This is a genomic window from Falsiroseomonas ponticola (assembly GCF_016805305.1).
In the GTDB taxonomy this organism is placed as follows: domain Bacteria; phylum Pseudomonadota; class Alphaproteobacteria; order Acetobacterales; family Acetobacteraceae; genus Falsiroseomonas; species Falsiroseomonas ponticola.
In genome coordinates, this window is record NZ_JAERQN010000002.1 from 509,307 (window position 1) to 526,359 (window position 17,053).

Here is a 17,053-nt window from a genome sequence, read left to right on the forward strand (position 1 = left end):
GCCCATGGCCCGCGTCCTCATCAACGTGCCGCGCAGCGCGAAGCGCGGCGACATCATCACCATCCGCACGCTGATCCAGCACACGATGGAAACGGGCTATCGCCCCAATGCGCAGGGGGAGGTGATGCCGCGAGACATCATCCGCCGCTTCACCTGCAGCTATGACGGCGCCGTGGTCTTCAGCGCGGACCTCTCCCCCGCGATCGCCGCCAATCCCTTTCTTTCGTTCACCACCGTCGCGACGCAGTCCGGCACGGTGACGATGACCTGGGAAGGCGACAACGGCTTCGCGCAGACGGAGACGCGCCTGATCGAGGTGACATGAGGCGCGCGCTCGCGCTGCTGCTGCTGGCGCTGCCCGCTGCCGCGCAGGACCGGCGCTCGGGCTTCGAGGACATGGCGCGGGAAACCCAGGCCATGCAGCGCGACGATCTGCGGAACCCCGGCATGCTCTGGGTGGCGGAGGGCGAGGAACGCTTCAACCGCGACTGCGCCGCCTGCCACAGCGAGGCCTCCATGCGCGGCGTTGCGACCCGCTACCCCGCCTGGGACGAGGCGACGGGCGCGCCGATCGACCTCGCGGGCCGCATCGCCGCCTGCGTGGAGCGCCACCAGCGCGCGGCGCCGCCGGCGCGGGAGAGCCAGGCGCTGCTGGCGCTGACCGCCTATGTCGCGCATCAGTCACGCGGATTGCCGATCAGCCGGCCGACGGACCCGCGCCTGGCGCCGGCGCTGGCGCAGGGGCGCGCGCTGTACGGCGAACGCCGCGGCCAGCTCGACCTCTCCTGCGTGCAATGCCATGACGACCATGCGGGGCGACGGCTGGCGGGCAGCGTGATCCCACAGGCACATCCCACGGGCTATCCGCTGTATCGCCTGGAATGGCAGGGGCTCGGCTCGCTGCAACGGCGGCTGCGCGGCTGCATGACGGGCGTGCGGTCGGAGCCCTTCGCCTATGGCGCGGCCGAATACGTCGCGCTGGAACTGTTCCTCAATGACCGCGCCGCGGGGATGGCCATCGAGACTCCGGCAGTCAGGCCTTAGACTCCGCGATCAGCCGCGCGCGCAATTCGCGCCGCAGCACCTTGCCCATGCTGTTGCGCGGCAGGCTCTCCACGAAGCGGATTTCCTTCGGCACCTTGTAGCGGGACAGCTTCTCCCGGCACAGCGATGTCAGCGTGGCGGCATCGACATGCATGCCCGGGCGCAGCACGACGAAGGCGGTCACGGCTTCCCCGAAATAGGGATGGGGTGCACCGGTCACGCCGCATTCGGCGGCGGCGGGATGCGCCAGGATCACCTCCTCCACCTCCCGCGGATAGATGTTCTCGCCGCCGCTGATGACCATGTCGTTCTTGCGGTCCACGAGATAGACGAAGCCTTCCTCATCCTGCCGCGCCAAGTCGCCGGTGACGAACCAGTCGCCCCGCGTGCCGGCCGCCGTCGCCTCCGGCAAATTGAGGTAGCCCGAGAACATGTAGGGGGAGGAGACCCAGAGTTCCCCGACCTCGCCCAGCGCCACTTCATTGCCGTCCCCGTCGCAGATCCTCACCTGCGTCGCGGGGTAGGGAAGGCCGACGCAGGCCTGCTTGCGCAGCTGGTCGCGCGGGCCGAGCGAGGTGGCGATGGACGTCTCCGTCGTGCCGTAGCGCTCGAACAGCTTGCCCTCGCCGAAATAGGCGACGATGCGTTCCTTGGTCGCCTGCGGCAGCGGCGCCGTGCCGCTGATGGCGGCCTTCATCGACCGCATGTCCCATTGCGCCCGCTTCTGCTCCGGCAGCGCGAAGAGGGCTGCGAAATGCGCCGGCACGATATAGGCGCTGGTCGCCTGGAAGCTGGTGATGGTGCCCATCAGGCTGTCGATGTCGAAGCGCGGCAGGATCTCCACCTGGCCGCCGAACCAGATCGGCGTCAGCGCCATCAGGAAGCCCGCGCCATGGAACATCGGCGTGGTGGCGACGGCGCGGTCCTGCGGCGTGTAGCAGCCATGCTCCGCCGCCATCGCATAGCCCGACAGCACGCGGCCGCGATGCGACAGCTGCACGCCCTTCGGCCGCCCCGTGGCGCCGGAGGTATAGGGGACGGAGAAGATGTCGTGCTCCGTGACCTCCACGGGGCAGGGGCCCGCCGAGGCCTCCGCCAGCAGCGCCTCATAGGCCGGGCCGATGACGATGAAGCGCTCGACGGAGGGTGCGGCCGCGCGCGCCACCTCCTCCAGCGCCGCGGACACGAACATCACGCGGGCGCCGCTATCCTCGACGATGAAGCGGATCTCGGGCGGCGCCGCGGCGGGGCCGATGGTGGCGGCGGCGACGCCCGCTTCCGCCATGCCGCAGACGATCTCCATGTATTCGAGGCAGTTGGCGGAGAAGACCGCCGCGCGTTCCCCATGCCGCAGGCCGAGCCCCGCATGCACCAGGTTGGCCACGCGCGCGATGCGATCGACCAGCCGCGCATAGCTCAGCGACCGCCCGCTTTCCCGCATCGCCACCTTGTCCGGCGTGCGCCCCGCGGAAGCACGGATGCCGTCGGAGATGAGCATGTGGCGCGCGGCGCCGCGTCGCGTGAAATCGGGCATGGCGCGAAGGATCGGGGCCGCGCGCGCGCGCTGTCAATCCGTGCCGCCTTGACAGCGCGGGCGCGCGGGTGCGCGATGCCATACATGGCACGTCCGCATATCGAATGGATCCAGGCGCAGGCCCTGCCGTGGCAGCGCGATGCGATCGCCGCGCGCGAAGGCGCCGATGCGAAGATTCTCTCGCGCGATGACGAGACCGGCGCGCTCTCCTGCATCATCCGCTACCCCGCCGGCTTCGCGCGCGGGCCGGAATGGCTGGCGGCGGATGAGGAATTCTGGGTGCTGGACGGCAACATCACGATCGATGGCGTCGAATACGGCGAACACACCTATGCGCATCTGCCGAAGGACATGCCGCGCAGCGGATTTGCCTCAGCGACCGGCGCGGCGGTGCTGACCTTCTTCTCCGCCACGCCCGTCGCGACGCCGGGCGGGCAGGGACGCGCCTTCGACGAACGCCGCCTGGTCCGGCGCCTCGCCGCCACCGACAACATCTGGGATGGCGACTTCGCCGCCATGGGCCTGCAATCCATGGCCAGCACCGCGCGCATGCGCCGCCTGCGCACGGACCCCGATACGGGGGAGATCACCTACCTGACGGCGACCATCGCCTTCCGCCAGGGCGAGCGCAGCGAACGCCACCCGGTGGTGCAGGAATTCTTCCTGATCGCCGGCGAGCTGGCCGGGGACCTCGGCACCATGCAGGCCGGCGCCTATTGCTGGCGGCCGCCCTTCTTCAAGCACGCGCCCTACGGATCGCCGACCGGCACGCTGCTGCTGTTCCGCAGCATCGGCGGGCCGCAGACCACGGATTGGGAAGACCCCGACCAGCCCTTCACCTGGAAGCCCGCGCACAAGCCCGTGCTGCCGCCGGACCTCGCGCCGCTCATGGCGAAGCCCTGGCCGCGGCCGGAACGCTACTGACCGCGTATCGGGCGTTGACTGGGATGCAAGCTGGACGTTAGCGTTGTCCGAACAACCGAAATGGGCGAGACCACGCCATGCCGAGCCCCCGCCGACTGCTGGTCGCCACCGCCGCGCTTGCAGCGCTGATCGGCCTCGCGCCGCCTGCCACGGCGCAGGACCGCACCATGGTCATGGCCATGGTCTCCACGCCCCGCGGCTTCGACCCCGATATCTGGGTGCCTGGCCAGATCGAGGCCTCGGTCAATGTCTATGAGGGGCTGACGCGCTTCGCCACGCGCCGTGGCGAGGGTGGCCGCACGGAGGTCGATCCCGGCCGCGTGGAGCCGCATCTCGCGGAATCCTGGACGGTGTCGGAGGACGGGAAGGAGTACGTCTTCCGCATCCGCCCCGGCATGCGCAGCCATTTCGGCAATGAGCTGACCGCCGCCGATGTCGTCTGGACCTTCGAGAAATCGAACGCCCAGCGCCGCACCGGCCTCTTCATCCGCAACGTCGCGCTGATCGAGAGCGTGGAGGAAATCTCCCGCTTCGAGGTCCGCTTCCGGCTGAAGGAAGCGAACCGCATCTTCCTTAGCGTGCTCACCCTGCACATCCCCGCGCTGTTCGACAGCACGGAGGCGAAGAGGCACGCGACGCCGGAGGATCCCTTCGCCGCGCGCTGGCTCGGCTCCAACACCGCGGGCTTCGGGCCCTATCACGTGGAGAGCGTGACGGCGGGCCAGCAGGCCGTCTTCGTGCTGAACCGCGGCTACCAGTTCGACCGCCCCTTCTACAGCCGCATCGTGTGGCGGGAAGTGCCGTCCCCGGCCACGCGCGTCGCGCTGGTGCGCACGGGGCAGGTGCAATACGCCGAGCAGCTGCCGCTGCAGCAGATCGCGGATCTGCGGCGCGACCGCAATGTCCGCGTGGAAAGCGTGGCGGCGCCTGGCAGCGCCACGGTGCGGATGAACCCGCGCATCGCGCCCTTCACCGATCTGCGCGTCCGCCAGGCCGTCGCCTATGCCACCGACTATCGCGCGATCGGGGAGGCGGTATTCCTCGGCCTCGGCACGCGCAGCCGCTCCATGCTCAACCCGCCCATCCCCGGCGCGGTCGATGCCTATACCTATGAGACGGACTACGACCGCGCCCGCGCGCTGCTGGCGGAGGCGGGGCATCCCAACGGCCTCGACGTCACGCTGGAATACAGCACCAATTGGTGGTGGGAGGAGCCGCTGGCGCTGCAGATGCAGGCGAGCCTGGCGCGCGCCGGCATCCGCGTGACGCCGCGCCGCATCCCGGCGACCGAGATCACCGCGCGCCGCGCCGTGAATGTCTGGTCGCTGCCCTTCATGACGCACCTGACCTCCTCCTTCGTGCCCGATCCCTCCTACAACATGTTCCTCACCGCGCATTCGCGCGGCGGCTCCAACGTGAACGGCAACAACAACGCGGAACTCGATGCGCTGATCGATGCCTCGGTCAGCGAGCGGGATGACGCGAAGTGGCTCGACATCGTCGCGCGGGCGCAGCGCAGCCAGGCGGAAAGCGCCACCTTCGTCGAGACCTTCCTGCCCGGCACGCATGAGGTCTTCGCCGCCTGCATGGAGGGCTTCATGTGGCGGCCGCATAACCGCCTGGTCTGGAAGGACCTGGCCTGCCGGCGGTGAGCGTTTCGCGCTTCCTGCTGCGGCGCCTGCTGGTGGCGGTGCCGGTCCTGCTCGGCATCCTGTTCCTCACCTTCATGCTGGTCCGCATCGGGGACCAGGACCCGGTGGCGATGCTGGCGGGGCCGATGGCGGATGCGCCGATGCTGGCGCGCATCCGGGCGGAGCTGATGCTGGACCAGCCGCTGCTGACGCAGTTCTGGGCCTACCTCACGCGCCTGGTGCAGGGGGACCTGGGCATGTCCTGGCAGGGCAACGCCGCGGTGACGAAGGAGATCGCGGCGCATCTGCCCGCCACGCTGGAACTGGTGACGCTGGCCGTCGGCATCGGCGCGCTGGTCGGCGTGCCGCTCGGCCTGCACGCCGCCGAACGGCCGAATGGCTGGTTCGACCAGCTATCCCGTTTCGGCTCGCTCTTCGGCTTCTCGCTGCCGACCTATTGGCTCGGCCTGATGGCGATCTTCATCTTCTTCTTCCTGCTGGGCTGGGCGCCGGCGCCGATGGGGCGCGTCTCCATGATGGTGACGCCGCCGCCGGTCGTGACGGGATCGGTGCTGATCGACAGCATCCTGGCCGGGAATGGAGAGGCTGCCTGGTCCGCCGCCTCGCAGCTCGTCCTGCCCGTCGGCTGCTTCGCCATCGTCGCCACCGCGCCCATCATCAAGCACACCCGCGCCATCGCGATCGAGGTGATGGGCAGCGACTACATCCGCTACGCCCGCGCCTGCGGCTTCCCCCGCCGCGTCATCCGCCGCATCGCGCTGCGCGCTGCCCTCGTTCCCGTCATCACCTTCGTGGGGTCGGAATTCACGTCCCTGCTGGCGGCGGCGAGCCTGATCGAATTCGTCTTCGCCTGGGGCGGGCTCGGCCATTGGGGGCTGAACGCCATCCTGCTGGGCGATTTCGCGGCGGTGCAGGGCTATGTGCTGACGCTGGCCATCGCCTCCGTCATCGTCTTCGCGCTGGTCGATCTCATCGTCCTGCTGCTCGAGCCGCGGGCGCGGGCATGAGTGCGACGACCCTCGACCGCATCGCCGGCACCGCGCGGCGCAGCCCCACCTTCGCGGTGGGCTTCGGCGTCATCCTGGTCTTCGCGCTGCTGGCCGCCTTCGCCGACGTCATCGCGCCGCTGCCGCCGACGCTCTCGCACCCCTATGAGACGCTGAAGCCGCCGGGCAGCGGCCCTTTCATCCTCGGCACCGATGGCAACGGGATGGATGTGCTGTCCCGTGTCATCCATGGCGCGCGCTACGCCTTCGGCATCGCGCTGCCCGCCGGCGCCATCATGGCGGTGGTCGGCATCCCGCTCGGCCTGATCGCGGGCTGGCGCGGGGGCTGGGTGGATGAGGTGCTGCTGCGCGTGCTGGACGTGCTGCGCGCCTTCCCGACCATCATCCTCGCACTCGCCATCGTCGCCGCCACGGGACAGGGTTTTCTCAACGTGATCCTGGTGGTCGGCTTCCTGGACAGCCCGATCTTCGCCCGCATCGTGCGGGCGGAGGTGCTGGCGCTGCGCAACGCCACCTTCGTCCGCGCTGCGGTCGCCGCGGGCAACCCGGAATGGCGCGTGCTGCTGGTGCACATCCTGCCCAACGCCATCCTCGGCGCCACCGCGCAACTCCCGCTGCGCATGGCCTGGGCGGTGCGCATCTCCGCCACGCTGGCCTTCATCGGCATCGGCGTGCAGGCGCCGGCGCCGGAATGGGGCGCGATGATCCGGCAGGGCGCGGAATATGTGATCTCCGGCGAATGGTGGGTCGCGCTCTTCCCGGGCCTGGCACTCATCGCGATGGTGCTCGGGCTCAACCTGGCGGGCGATGGCCTCTCCGACCTTCTCGACCCCAAGCGCCGGGCGACCGGCAAGTGAGGCTGCTGGAGGTCGAGGACCTGCATGTGGAGTTCGCGGCCCGCGGCCTCGACAACCGCGTGCGTGTCGCCCGAGCGCTCAACGGCGTCTCCTTCACCGTCGATGCGGGGGAGGTGGTGGGCCTGGTCGGCGAGACCGGCGCGGGCAAGTCGCTGACCGCGCTCGCCGCCATGGGCCTGCTGCGCGCGCCGGCCCGCATCCCGCGGGGCGCCATCCGCTTCGAGGGCCAGGACATCCTGGCCATGTCCGATCGCGAGCTCGAGAGGATCCGGGGAAGGCGGATGGCGATGGTGGTGCAGTCGACGCTCACCTCGCTGGATCCGTTGAAGCGCATCGGCGACCAGCTGGTGCGCATGCAGCGCGTGCACGGCACGGCGAGCCGCACGGAGGCGCGGGCGCGGGCGGAGGCGATGCTCGCTGCCGTGCGCATCCCTGACCCCGCGCGCCGCATGCAGGCCTGGCCACACGAGCTCTCCGGCGGCATGGCGCAGCGCGTGCTGATCGCGATGGCGCTGGTGAACGAACCGGCGCTGGTCATCGCGGATGAGCCGACCACGGGCCTCGACGTCACGGTGCAGGCGCAGGTGCTCGATACGCTGCGGGACCTGGTGCGCGCGCGCAATCTGGGCGCGCTCGTCATCACGCATGACCTCGGCGTGGTCGCGCATTACTGCCAGCGCGTCGCGGTGATGTTCGCCGGCCGCATCGTGGAGGATGGCCCCGTCGCGCAGGTCTTCGCGCGCCCTGCCCATCCCTACACCCAGGCGCTGATCGCCAGCACGCCGGGCCGCATCGCGCAGCTCGGCTACACCGTCACCGGCGGCACGCCGCCCGACCTCTATGACCTGCCGAGCGGCTGCCTCTATCGCGACCGCTGCCCGCGCGCGACCACGGCCTGCCTGGCGCCCCCGCCGCGCATCGCGCTGGACGGCACGCATGGCGCCGCCTGCCACTATGCGGAGCAGGCCGCATGATCCTCGATGTCCGCAACCTCCTGCATCGCTTCCCCGGTGGCGTGAAGGCGGTGAACGACGTCTCCTTCTCCATCGCGGCGGGGGAGACGCTCGGGCTTGTCGGTGAATCCGGCTCCGGCAAATCCACCATCGGCCTTCTCGTCACCCGGCTGCTGGCGCCGACCGGCGGCACCATCCTGTTCGAGGGCGAGGACATCACCCGCCTGGCGCCGGCCGCGCTGCGGAAGCTGCGCGCGCGGCTGCAGATCGTCTTCCAGGATCCCTGGGGCTCGCTCAACCCGCGCATGACCATCGGTCGCCTGCTGGAGGAACCGCTGGCGCTGCACACCACCCTCGACAGCACCGCGCGCCTCGCGGAGGCGCGACGCCTGGCGGATCGCGTGCGCCTGCCCGCGGCGTCACTGTCGCGCTATCCGCATGAACTCTCGGGCGGGCAGCTGCAGCGCGTCTCCATCGCCCGCGCCATCGCCAATCGCCCGAAGCTGGTCGTGCTGGATGAGCCGACCTCCTCGCTCGATCTCTCCGTCCGCGCCGGCATCCTGCAATTGCTGGATGAGCTGCAGCGGGAGACGGGGATCGCGATGCTGTTCATCAGCCATGACCTGGAGACGGTTCGCCTCGTCTCCCACCGCGTCATCGTCCTCTATCTCGGCCGCATCGTGGAACAGGCATCCGCCGCGACGCTGTTCGACAACCCCGCGCATCCCTACACCCAGGTGCTGCTCTCCGCGCATCTGCCGCCCGATCCCGCCGTGGCGCTGCGGCGGCATGAGGTGACGGGCGAGATTCCCTCGCCCATCAACCTGCCGCCCGGCTGCTTCTTCGCCGGGCGCTGCCCCGTCGCGCTGCCCGCCTGCGCCGCGGCCCCACCCCCCGCCATTGCGCTGGAGGCCGGCCACAGCGCCGCCTGTCTCCGCATCGCCGATGGCACCAACATCATCGATCCTGTCGAGGAACGCGCATGACCGTCTTCAACCCCGCCGCCACGAAAACGGGCTATGGCGCCATCGACATCGTGGTGAACGTCTTCACGCCGGAAGCCTTCGCGGAAGGTCGCATCCCCACCGATGGCCGCTTCCGCGAACAGGTGCGCACCAGGGCGGAGGATCGCCGCGGCGTCTCGATCGAGGACTATCTCCGCAAGATGGATGCGGCGGGCATCGAGCGTTCCTTCCTCATCGCCGTGCGCTGCGGCGACCTCCGCGTGAAGGGCTCCATCGAGATTCCCTATGAATGGGTGCGCGACATCTGCGCGAAGTATCCGGACCGCTTCAGCGGCCTCGCCGGCATCGATCCGACGCGCGGCATCAAGGGCCTGAAGGAACTCGACGTCGCCATCAAGGAATACGGCTTCGTCGGCGGGCACCTCTATCCGCACTGGTTCGGGGAGGCGCCGGACAGCGCGATCTACTACCCCTACTACGCCCGCTGCGCGGAGCTGGAGGTGCCGATCATGATGCAGGTCGGCCACTGCCTGGTCTATCAGCAGGATCGCCGCCTGCCTTCCGTCGGCCGCCCGATGACCCTCGACAAGGTCGCGATCCATTTCCCGGAGCTGACCATCATCGGCATCCATCTCGGCTATCCCTGGACGGATGAGATGATCTCCTGCTGCACCAAGCATCCGAACGTGTACATGGCCGGCGACGCCTATGCGCCGAAGCACTGGCCGCCGCAGGCCGTGCACTACGCCAACACCTATGGGCAGGACAAATTCCTCTTCGGCACCGACTGGGCCGTCATCGACCCGGAACGCGCGATGAAGGAGATGCACGAGCTGAACTTCCGGCCGGAGCCGCTGAAGAAGATCCTGCGCAACAACGCCATCAACATCTTCAAGCTGGCCGACAAGCCGGCATGAGCGGGCTGGCGGCGGCGCTGCGCGAGCTGCTCGGCGAGGCGCATGTCGCGACCGATGCGGCCGCCTGCGCGCTCGCCGCCTCCGACCTCTTCGAATGGCCGGATGCCGCGCCGGCGCTGCTGGTGATCCGGCCTGGCAGCACGGAGGAATGCGCCGCCGCGCTGCGGATCGTGGCGCAGCACGGCGCGCCCGTCGTGCCGCGCGGGGCGGGGTTGTCCTACACAGCGGGTGTCGTGCCCACGACGCCCGCTGTGGTGGTGGATACCGCACGGCTTGATGCCATCCGCATCGATGCCGCCAACCTCACCGCCATCGTCGGCGCCGGCACCACCTGGCAGAAGCTGGCGGAGGCGCTGGCGCCGCATGGCCTGCGCGCCGCCCAGGCCTCGCCCATTTCCGGTGCCGCCAGCACCGTCGGCGGCGTCGCCGCGCAGAACCTGCCGGGCAGCATGGACGGCATCCTCGGGCTTGCCGTGGTGCTGGCCGATGGCAGCGTGGCGCGCACCGGCGCGCTGGCGATGCGCGAGGAGCCACGCTTCTGGCGCAACATGGGCCCGGACCTGACCGGCCTTTTCCTTGGGGATTGCGGCGCCTTCGGTGTGAAGACGGAGATCGCGCTGCGTCTGACAGCGGAACGCGAGGCCGCCTTCGCCTCCTTCGCGTTCGAGGATGGGGCCGCGATGATGGGCGCGCTCGTCAGCATCGCGCAGAAGGGCCTGGTGGCGCGTGCGCTGGCCATGGACCCGGTGCGCGGGCGGTCCGCGACGAAGGTGGAGGCGGGAGAGGCACTGCGCACCGCCGCCGCCGTCGCCGCGCGTGCAGGCTCCGTCATGCAGGCCATGCGCGACGTCGCGGGCCTGGCGCGCGCGAAGCTGGCCGATCCCGCCTGGACCCTGCACCTGACGGCCGAGGGCGTGACCATCGCCGCCGCCGAGGCCGGCATCACCGCCGCGCGCGCCATCGCGCTGGCCGCCGGGGGGCGGGAGACGGATGCCGCCATCCCCCGCGCGCTGCGCGCCCGGCCCTACTCCATCCGCGGCTTCGTCGGCCCCGATGGCGAACGCTGGGTGCCCGTGCATGGCATGCTGCCGCTCGGCACCGCCCAGGCCTGCCTCGCGGCGCTGGAGGCGCGGCTGCCGTCGCTGCACCTCGCGGAGCACGGGATCAGCGTCAGCCACATCATCTCCTCGCTCGGCGCCTATGTGACGATCGAGCCAATGTTCTACTGGCGGGATGCGCTGGACCCGCTGCACCTGCAGCATCTCAGCGACAAGAACCGCGCCCGCTTCGGCGCCTTCCCCGCCAACCCCACGGCCCGCGCCATCGTGCGGGACGCACGGAAGGCCCTGGCAGCGGTGATGGATGCGCATGGCGCCGTTCACGCGCAGATCGGCCGCCACTACGCGCTGGCGGAGCGCATGACGCCGGAAGGCGCGGCGCTGCTGCGCCAGGTGAAGGCGATGCTGGACCCGCATCGCCGCATGAATCCGGGCGCGCTGCTGCGGGAGGAAACGCCATGAGGATCACCAAGCACTTCCTGACCGTGGGCCAGCGCCGCGTGCACTACACCCGCGCCGGCGCGGGCCCGGCCGTCTGCCTGCTGCATGCCTCGCCCTGTTCCGCCAAGGTGCTGCGCGATCCGCAATCCGTCTTCGCGGGATCCTTCACCGCGCTTGCCTTCGACACGCCCGGCTTCGGCCTTTCCGACCTGCTGCCGCTGGAACAGCCGGAGATCGAGGATTTCGCGGATGGGCTGGCGGAGGCGCTGGCCGCGATGGGCGTGGAGGAGGCCGCGACCTATGGCCGCCACACCGGCGCCTCCATCGCCGTCGAATACGCGCGGCGCTTTCCCGATCGCTGTTCCATGGCGCTGACCGATGGCTTTCCGGTCTTCTCCGTGAAGGCGGCGCAGGAGCGGCTGTCGAAGTACCTCCTGCCCATCGTGCCGTCCTGGGATGGCAGCCACCTCGTCTGGCTCTGGTACCGCTACCGCGACCAGCACGTCTTCTGGCCCTGGCACAACCAGACCCTCGCCTTCCGCGCGGATACCGATGCGCCGGACACGGAATTCAACCACCGTGGCGTGCTGGAATTGCTGGAAGCCGGCGATGGCTACCGCATCGGCTACAGCGCCGCCTTCCGGCATCGGGGGCTGGAGGTGCTGCCCGAACTCCGCGTGCCCGTCTGCTTCGGCAACCGCCCCGGCGACAGCCAGCACCGCACCATGGCGCAATATCCCGCGAGCGCCTGGCAGGAGGAGATGCCGCGCGACCCGCTGGCGGCCGCGGCCGTGGAGCGGCAGATCCTGCTGCGCCATCCCGCGCGGGGCGAGCCGCCGCCACCGCCGACGGCGACCCCCATCGCGGGCCGCAGCACCACCAACTACCTGACCATCGGCGATTCCCAGGTGCTGGTGCGCGTGATGGGGGACATCCACGCCGCGCCGCCGCTGGTGATCGCGCCGCATGTGCCGGGATCCTCGGCGCTGTATGAGGATCTGCTGCGCGCGCTCGATATCCCCGCCATCAGCTTCGACCCGCCGGGCCATGGCGAGAGCGATGACGCGCCCACGCAGACGCCGGAAGCCTGGGCCGCGACGCTGTGGCAGGTCTGCGATGCGCTCGGCGTCGCGCAGGCCCATCTGCTCGGCCACAACAGCGGCGCCGCGACCGTTGTCGCCGCAGCCGACGCTCGGCCGGATCGCGCGCTGTCCGTGCTGCTCGATGCGCCCATCGCGCTGCCCGCCAGGCTGCGCGCCGCATGGGCGGATCGGTGGGCGCCGGATGTCACGCCAAGCTGGGACGGATCGCATCTGCTGAAGATGTGGCATATGCGCCGCGACATGGGGCTGTGGTTTCCCTGGTGGGATCGGCGCCTGGCGAACGCGCGTGCCGTCGAACCGCGCATCGAGCCCGAGCGCCTGCAGACGGAGATCCGCGAGCAGGCCAAGAACCCGCACCGCTTCGCCCCCGCCTGGCAGGCCGCCATCGCCTGGCCGCTGCCGGAACGCCTGGCCGCGCTGCCGCATCGCGTCGCGCTGCTGGCGGCTGAATCGGACCTCTTCGTGCAATGCCTGCCGGATGCGGCGGCGGTGCGGCCCGATGCGACGATCCACCGCTTCGGTGACACGATCGCGGATCGCGTCGCCGCCATCCGCTCGGCGCTGTCCCGCTAGATGCCCTTTGACGCGATCTTCCGCCTGCATCGCCGCACGCGGCCGGACAAGACCGCCATCATCGATGGCGACCGGCGCATCGACTACGCGACGCTCGACCGGATGATCGATGGCGCCTGCCACGCGCTGCTCGCCCGCGGCGTGCGGCGGGAGATGCTGGTGGGCCTCGGCCTTGGCGACCATGCGGAGCATGTGGTCGCGATGATCGCGCTGGCGCGGCTTGGCGCCGTAATCCTGCCGATGGATTGCCGCTGGCAGGCGGAGGAGAAGCGCCGCTTCGTGCAGGCCTTCGCGCCGGACATCGTGCTGCTGGAAGCCGATGATCCCGCGCTGGCGGGCAGCGCCTGGCAGGGCCTCGTCCCCGGATGGATCACGCCCTCCGACACGCCCTGGCACGACGCCGCCATCACGGATGACAGCCCGCTGGTGCTCTCGCTCTCCTCCGGCACCACCGGCCTGCCCAAGGGCCCGCGCGCGACGCATCGGCAGTTCGAGGCGCGCTTCATGGTCTATTGGCTGAACATGGGGCTGAACGCGCAGGACGTTTATGTCTCCGCCACGCCGCTCTATTTCGGCGGAGGCCGCGCCTTCAACCTCGCCATGCTCTTCGCCGGCGCCACCATCTCCGTCCTCTCGCCGCGCACGAAGGTCGGCGCGCTTTCCGCGCATCTCGCCGAGATCGGCGGCACGGTGCTGTTCCTCGTGCCGACCATGATCCGGCGCCTGCTGGACGAGAATCCGGCACCGCTCGCCTTCCCGACGCTGCGCGTCCTCATCTCCTCCGGCTCCGCCCTGCATCCGGAGGAACGCATCGCCATCCGCACGCGGCTGACGCCGAACCTCTTCGAATTCTATTCCTCGACCGAGGGCGGCGGCGTCTCCATCCTCACGCCCAGTGACTGCGAACGCCATCCCGACAGCGTCGGCCGCCCCGGCTTCCGCGTGGAGGTCGAGATCGTGGATGAGCACCACATCCCGCAGCCCGCCGGCACCATCGGCCGCCTGCGCTATCGCAGCCCGGCCTCCGCCCGCGGCTACTGGCGCGCCGAGGATGGCGACGCCTTCCGCGATGGGTGGTTCTACCCCGGCGACCTCGCGCGCCTCGACGAGGAAGGCTTCCTCTATCTGCATGGCCGCGCCAAGGACATGATCATCCGCGGCGGCGTGAACATCTACCCGCAGGACATCGAGCGTGTGCTGCGCGAGCATCCCGGCATCCGCGACGCCGCCGTCACCGGCGCGCCATCGCGGGAGATGGGGGAGGAGGTCGCCGCCTTCATCGTCGCCGATGACGACGTCCGAGACGAGGATCTGCGGGCCCGCTGCCGCGCCGCGCTGGCGCCCTACAAGGTGCCGACAATCATCCATCGCCTGGCCGAGCTGCCGCGCAATGCCGGTGGCAAGGTGGTGAAGGCGGAACTGCTGACGCTGCTGAACCCAGGAGCCCGATCATGAACCAGGCCATCCCGCGCCGCCTGCTGCTCGGCGCCTCGCTCGCTTCCCTCGCGGCACCCGCGCTGGCGCAGGGCGCCTGGCCGGCGCGCCCCATCCGCTTCATCAGCCCCTGGCCGCCGGGCGGCCCCGCGGACCTGATCGCCCGCCCGATCATCGAGAAGGTGAGCCAGGCGCTCGGCCAGCCCGTGGTGCTGGAAACGCGGCCCGGCGCGGGCGGCACGCTGGCCGTCGCCTCCGTCGCGCGCGCGGCGCCGGATGGCTACACCGTGCTCTTCTCCCAGGCCGGCCCCAACGCCATCACGCCGGCCTTCCGCGCCGTGCCCTATGACCCGATCCGCGACTTCATCCCGGTGACGCAGCTCGTCTCCTCCGGCCTCGTCTTCGTCATCCGGCCCGGCATCGCGGCGAACAGCGTGGCGGAGCTGGTGAACGTCGCGCGGTCGTCGAATCCCGGCCTGAACTTCGGCTCCATCGGCCCCGCCAGCACCACGCATCTGGCGGGCGAGATGTTCATGCGCGCCGCCGGCATCAACCTGCTGCACGTGCCCTATACCGGATCGACGCAGCCCATCACGGACATGCTCGCGGGCCGCATCGACATGGGCTTCTGGAACATCGGCGCGGTGATGGGCTTCATCCAGTCGGGCCAGCTTCGCCCGCTGGCGGTGACGACGCTCGGCCGCAGCAGCCGCCTACCGGATGTGCCGGCGATGGCGGAGACCTATCCGGGCTTCGAGATGAATTCCTGGTACGGCGTCCACATGCCCGCCGGCACGCCGGCGCCGATCATCGATCGCCTGCACACGGAATTCGTGGCCGCTTTGCGCGCCCCCGATGTCAGCGCGCGCCTGGTCGAGGCCGGGCTGGAGATCGAGGGCACGAGCCCCGCGCAATTCGCGCAGAAGATCGCCGCGGCCCTGCTGCGCATGCAGGAACTGCAGCGCGCGACGGGGCTGCGCGCCGAATGATCCGCCGCGGCTTCACGGAGATCGCGGAAGGCCAGGTGCATTACCGCACGGCCGGGCAGGGCGGCGTGCCGCTGGTGATGATGCATGCCTCGCCGGGGTCGGCGAAGCTGCTGGAACCGCTGATCGCGGCGTTCGGCCGGCACCGCCGCACCATCGCCTGCGACACGCTCGGCAACGGCGATTCCTGCGTGCCCGGCACGAAGGACACCACCATCGCCTATTTCGCCGATGCCCATCTGCGCGCGCTGGACGCGCTGGGGCTCGATCGCTTCGACCTCTATGGCAGCCACACCGGCGCGAACATCGCCGTGGAGATCGCGATCGCCGCGCCGCATCGCGTGCGCCGCCTGGTGCTGGATGGCGTCTCGCTCTACGCGCCGGAGGAGCGCGCCGACATGCTGGTGCATTACGCGCCGGGCGTGACGCTGGACCAGAACGGATCGCAGCTCGGCTGGATCTGGAACTTCGTGCGGGACGCCTACCTCTTCTGGCCCTGGTACAAGCGGGATGCCGCGCATCGAAGGCCGCTCGGCCTGCCCTCCGCCGAGGAGCTGCACGAGAAGGTGGTGGAGGTGCTGAAATCCGCGCGGACCTATCACCTCAGCTACAACGCCGCGATCGGCTACGACAAGGAACCGCGGCTGAGGCTGGTGACGGTGCCGACGCTGCTGGCCTGCGCGCGCAGCGACATGCTGTTCGAATACTTCGACCGCGTCCGCGCCCTGATGCCGCAGGCGGAGCCGCTGGTCACCAACGGCACCGGCAACCCGAAGGCCTTCGCGGAAACCGTCGCCGCCTTCCAGGCCTTCTACGACCGCGGCTGATCAGGAAGCCGGTTCTGGCTGCATCACGCCGGCGGGCAGCACCACGCGCAGCGCCACGTCGCGATCCGCGCGCAGGTGCAGGCGCATCAGCTGCTCCGCCTCCTCCGCCTTGCCGGAGACCAGCGCATCGATGATGTGGCCATGCTCCAGCAGCGCGCGCTCCACGCGCCCATGCCGCAGCGTCAGCAGGCCGAAGCGATGCACCTGGTCCCCGAGCTGCCCCATGAAGGCGGCGAGGCGCGAATTGCCGGCCAGGCCGATGATCCGGCTGTGCATCAGCACGGAGAAATCATAGGCCGCGCGCAGCCGCCCCGCCTGCATGTGGGACACGGCCTCCCGATGATCCGCGCGCAGCGCCTCCGCATCCGCGGGGCCCATGCGTTCGGCGGCGATCCGCACCGCGAAGCCTTCCAGCTGCTCCCGCAGCTGATAGACCTCCACGATGTCCTGCACCGAGAGTTCGGAGACGATGATGCCGCGCTGGGGCAGGATGCGCACCAGCCCGCCGGTCGCCAATTCGCGCAGCGCTTCGCGGATCGGCGTGCGGCTGATGGCCAGCTCATCGGCCAGCTGGTTCTCGCTCAGCAGCGCGCCGGGGGCGTAGCGGCTGTCCAGGATGCCCTGCTTGATCGCGTCATAGGCCTGCTCCCGCAGGCTTCGTGGTGCTTCCCCGCTGACGCCCTTGCCCCGTGTCATTGCCCGTCCGTCATCCCTGGCCGCCTTCGCGAGTCAATCTGTATGCCAGATAAGAATCGACGGCAAATCATGGCTGGGCCGG

General features: G+C 70.2%; 16 protein-coding genes. 14 read left to right on the plus strand and 2 right to left on the minus strand.

The window, feature by feature from the left end; all coding sequences use genetic code 11:
• Positions 1–4: 4 nt before the first annotated feature.
• Complete coding sequence (soxZ, locus tag JJI54_RS09915; RefSeq protein ID WP_203072791.1) at positions 5–325, plus strand: thiosulfate oxidation carrier complex protein SoxZ; 321 nt, start codon at positions 5–7, stop codon at positions 323–325.
• Positions 322–1,044: a sulfur oxidation c-type cytochrome SoxA gene (gene soxA / locus JJI54_RS09920; protein ID WP_226381596.1), complete on the plus strand. Its 723-nt coding sequence runs from the start codon at positions 322–324 to the stop codon at positions 1,042–1,044. Before soxZ ends, soxA begins: the two co-directional genes overlap by 4 nt.
• Here soxA and JJI54_RS09925 read toward each other — a convergent pair.
• Positions 1,034–2,578: a class I adenylate-forming enzyme family protein gene (locus tag JJI54_RS09925; RefSeq protein WP_203072792.1), complete on the minus strand. Its 1,545-nt coding sequence runs from the start codon at positions 2,576–2,578 to the stop codon at positions 1,034–1,036. The two genes, soxA and JJI54_RS09925, sit on opposite strands and share 11 nt — an antisense overlap.
• Before the next feature lie 84 nt (positions 2,579–2,662).
• On the opposite strand from JJI54_RS09925, the gene JJI54_RS09930 reads away from it, so the two are divergent.
• The 12 genes from JJI54_RS09930 (at position 2,663) to JJI54_RS09985 (ending at position 16,275) form a co-directional block, all read left to right on the plus strand.
• Positions 2,663–3,502: a cupin domain-containing protein gene (locus tag JJI54_RS09930; protein ID WP_203072793.1), complete on the plus strand. Its 840-nt coding sequence runs from the start codon at positions 2,663–2,665 to the stop codon at positions 3,500–3,502.
• 77 nt (positions 3,503–3,579) lie between these two features.
• A complete protein-coding gene (locus tag JJI54_RS09935; RefSeq protein WP_203072794.1) occupies positions 3,580–5,154 on the plus strand; it encodes an ABC transporter substrate-binding protein in 1,575 nt (524 codons plus the stop codon).
• Entirely contained in the window at positions 5,151–6,161 is a 1,011-nt protein-coding gene (locus JJI54_RS09940; protein WP_203072795.1) for an ABC transporter permease, read from the plus strand. Before JJI54_RS09935 ends, JJI54_RS09940 begins: the two co-directional genes overlap by 4 nt.
• Positions 6,158–7,018: an ABC transporter permease gene (locus tag JJI54_RS09945; RefSeq protein ID WP_203072796.1), complete on the plus strand. Its 861-nt coding sequence runs from the start codon at positions 6,158–6,160 to the stop codon at positions 7,016–7,018. Before JJI54_RS09940 ends, JJI54_RS09945 begins: the two co-directional genes overlap by 4 nt.
• A complete protein-coding gene (locus JJI54_RS09950) occupies positions 7,015–7,992 on the plus strand; it encodes an ABC transporter ATP-binding protein (RefSeq protein WP_203072797.1) in 978 nt (325 codons plus the stop codon). The genes JJI54_RS09945 and JJI54_RS09950 overlap by 4 nt, the downstream gene beginning before the upstream one ends.
• The gene (locus JJI54_RS09955; protein ID WP_203072798.1) at positions 7,989–8,957 is read left to right on the plus strand and encodes an oligopeptide/dipeptide ABC transporter ATP-binding protein; all 969 of its coding nucleotides are present in this window, start codon (positions 7,989–7,991) and stop codon (positions 8,955–8,957) included. The genes JJI54_RS09950 and JJI54_RS09955 overlap by 4 nt, the downstream gene beginning before the upstream one ends.
• Positions 8,954–9,853 carry an amidohydrolase family protein gene (locus tag JJI54_RS09960; protein WP_203072799.1) on the plus strand — a complete coding sequence of 300 codons (900 nt, stop codon included), beginning with the start codon at positions 8,954–8,956 and terminating at the stop codon, positions 9,851–9,853. Before JJI54_RS09955 ends, JJI54_RS09960 begins: the two co-directional genes overlap by 4 nt.
• A complete protein-coding gene (locus tag JJI54_RS09965; RefSeq protein WP_203072800.1) occupies positions 9,850–11,373 on the plus strand; it encodes an FAD-binding oxidoreductase in 1,524 nt (507 codons plus the stop codon). The genes JJI54_RS09960 and JJI54_RS09965 overlap by 4 nt, the downstream gene beginning before the upstream one ends.
• Positions 11,370–13,028, plus strand: a complete 1,659-nt coding sequence (locus JJI54_RS09970; protein WP_203072801.1) for an alpha/beta hydrolase — start codon at positions 11,370–11,372, stop codon at positions 13,026–13,028. Before JJI54_RS09965 ends, JJI54_RS09970 begins: the two co-directional genes overlap by 4 nt.
• Complete coding sequence (locus JJI54_RS09975; RefSeq protein ID WP_203072802.1) at positions 13,029–14,483, plus strand: class I adenylate-forming enzyme family protein; 1,455 nt, start codon at positions 13,029–13,031, stop codon at positions 14,481–14,483. It abuts the gene before it with no gap.
• Complete coding sequence (locus JJI54_RS09980; RefSeq protein WP_203072803.1) at positions 14,480–15,451, plus strand: Bug family tripartite tricarboxylate transporter substrate binding protein; 972 nt, start codon at positions 14,480–14,482, stop codon at positions 15,449–15,451. The genes JJI54_RS09975 and JJI54_RS09980 overlap by 4 nt, the downstream gene beginning before the upstream one ends.
• Positions 15,448–16,275, plus strand: coding sequence for an alpha/beta fold hydrolase (locus JJI54_RS09985; RefSeq protein ID WP_203072804.1), 828 nt, complete (start codon positions 15,448–15,450; stop codon positions 16,273–16,275). The genes JJI54_RS09980 and JJI54_RS09985 overlap by 4 nt, the downstream gene beginning before the upstream one ends.
• Here the strand turns inward: JJI54_RS09985 and JJI54_RS09990 are convergent, their stop codons facing one another.
• Positions 16,276–16,971, minus strand: coding sequence for a GntR family transcriptional regulator (locus JJI54_RS09990; protein ID WP_203072805.1), 696 nt, complete (start codon positions 16,969–16,971; stop codon positions 16,276–16,278).
• Positions 16,972–17,053 lie beyond the last annotated feature (82 nt).

Coding starts and splice junctions, on each gene's coding strand:
- JJI54_RS09945 (WP_203072796.1), top strand. CDS start 6,158: ATGAGTGCGACGACCCTCGACCGCATCGCCGGCACCGCGCGGCGCAGC.
- JJI54_RS09925 (WP_203072792.1), bottom strand. CDS start 2,578: ATGCCCGATTTCACGCGACGCGGCGCCGCGCGCCACATGCTCATCTCC.
- JJI54_RS09960 (WP_203072799.1), top strand. CDS start 8,954: ATGACCGTCTTCAACCCCGCCGCCACGAAAACGGGCTATGGCGCCATC.
- JJI54_RS09955 (WP_203072798.1), top strand. CDS start 7,989: ATGATCCTCGATGTCCGCAACCTCCTGCATCGCTTCCCCGGTGGCGTG.
- JJI54_RS09980 (WP_203072803.1), top strand. CDS start 14,480: ATGAACCAGGCCATCCCGCGCCGCCTGCTGCTCGGCGCCTCGCTCGCT.
- JJI54_RS09965 (WP_203072800.1), top strand. CDS start 9,850: ATGAGCGGGCTGGCGGCGGCGCTGCGCGAGCTGCTCGGCGAGGCGCAT.
- JJI54_RS09935 (WP_203072794.1), top strand. CDS start 3,580: ATGCCGAGCCCCCGCCGACTGCTGGTCGCCACCGCCGCGCTTGCAGCG.
- JJI54_RS09970 (WP_203072801.1), top strand. CDS start 11,370: ATGAGGATCACCAAGCACTTCCTGACCGTGGGCCAGCGCCGCGTGCAC.
- soxZ (WP_203072791.1), top strand. CDS start 5: ATGGCCCGCGTCCTCATCAACGTGCCGCGCAGCGCGAAGCGCGGCGAC.
- JJI54_RS09975 (WP_203072802.1), top strand. CDS start 13,029: ATGCCCTTTGACGCGATCTTCCGCCTGCATCGCCGCACGCGGCCGGAC.
- JJI54_RS09985 (WP_203072804.1), top strand. CDS start 15,448: ATGATCCGCCGCGGCTTCACGGAGATCGCGGAAGGCCAGGTGCATTAC.
- JJI54_RS09990 (WP_203072805.1), bottom strand. CDS start 16,971: ATGACACGGGGCAAGGGCGTCAGCGGGGAAGCACCACGAAGCCTGCGG.
- soxA (WP_226381596.1), top strand. CDS start 322: ATGAGGCGCGCGCTCGCGCTGCTGCTGCTGGCGCTGCCCGCTGCCGCG.
- JJI54_RS09930 (WP_203072793.1), top strand. CDS start 2,663: ATGGCACGTCCGCATATCGAATGGATCCAGGCGCAGGCCCTGCCGTGG.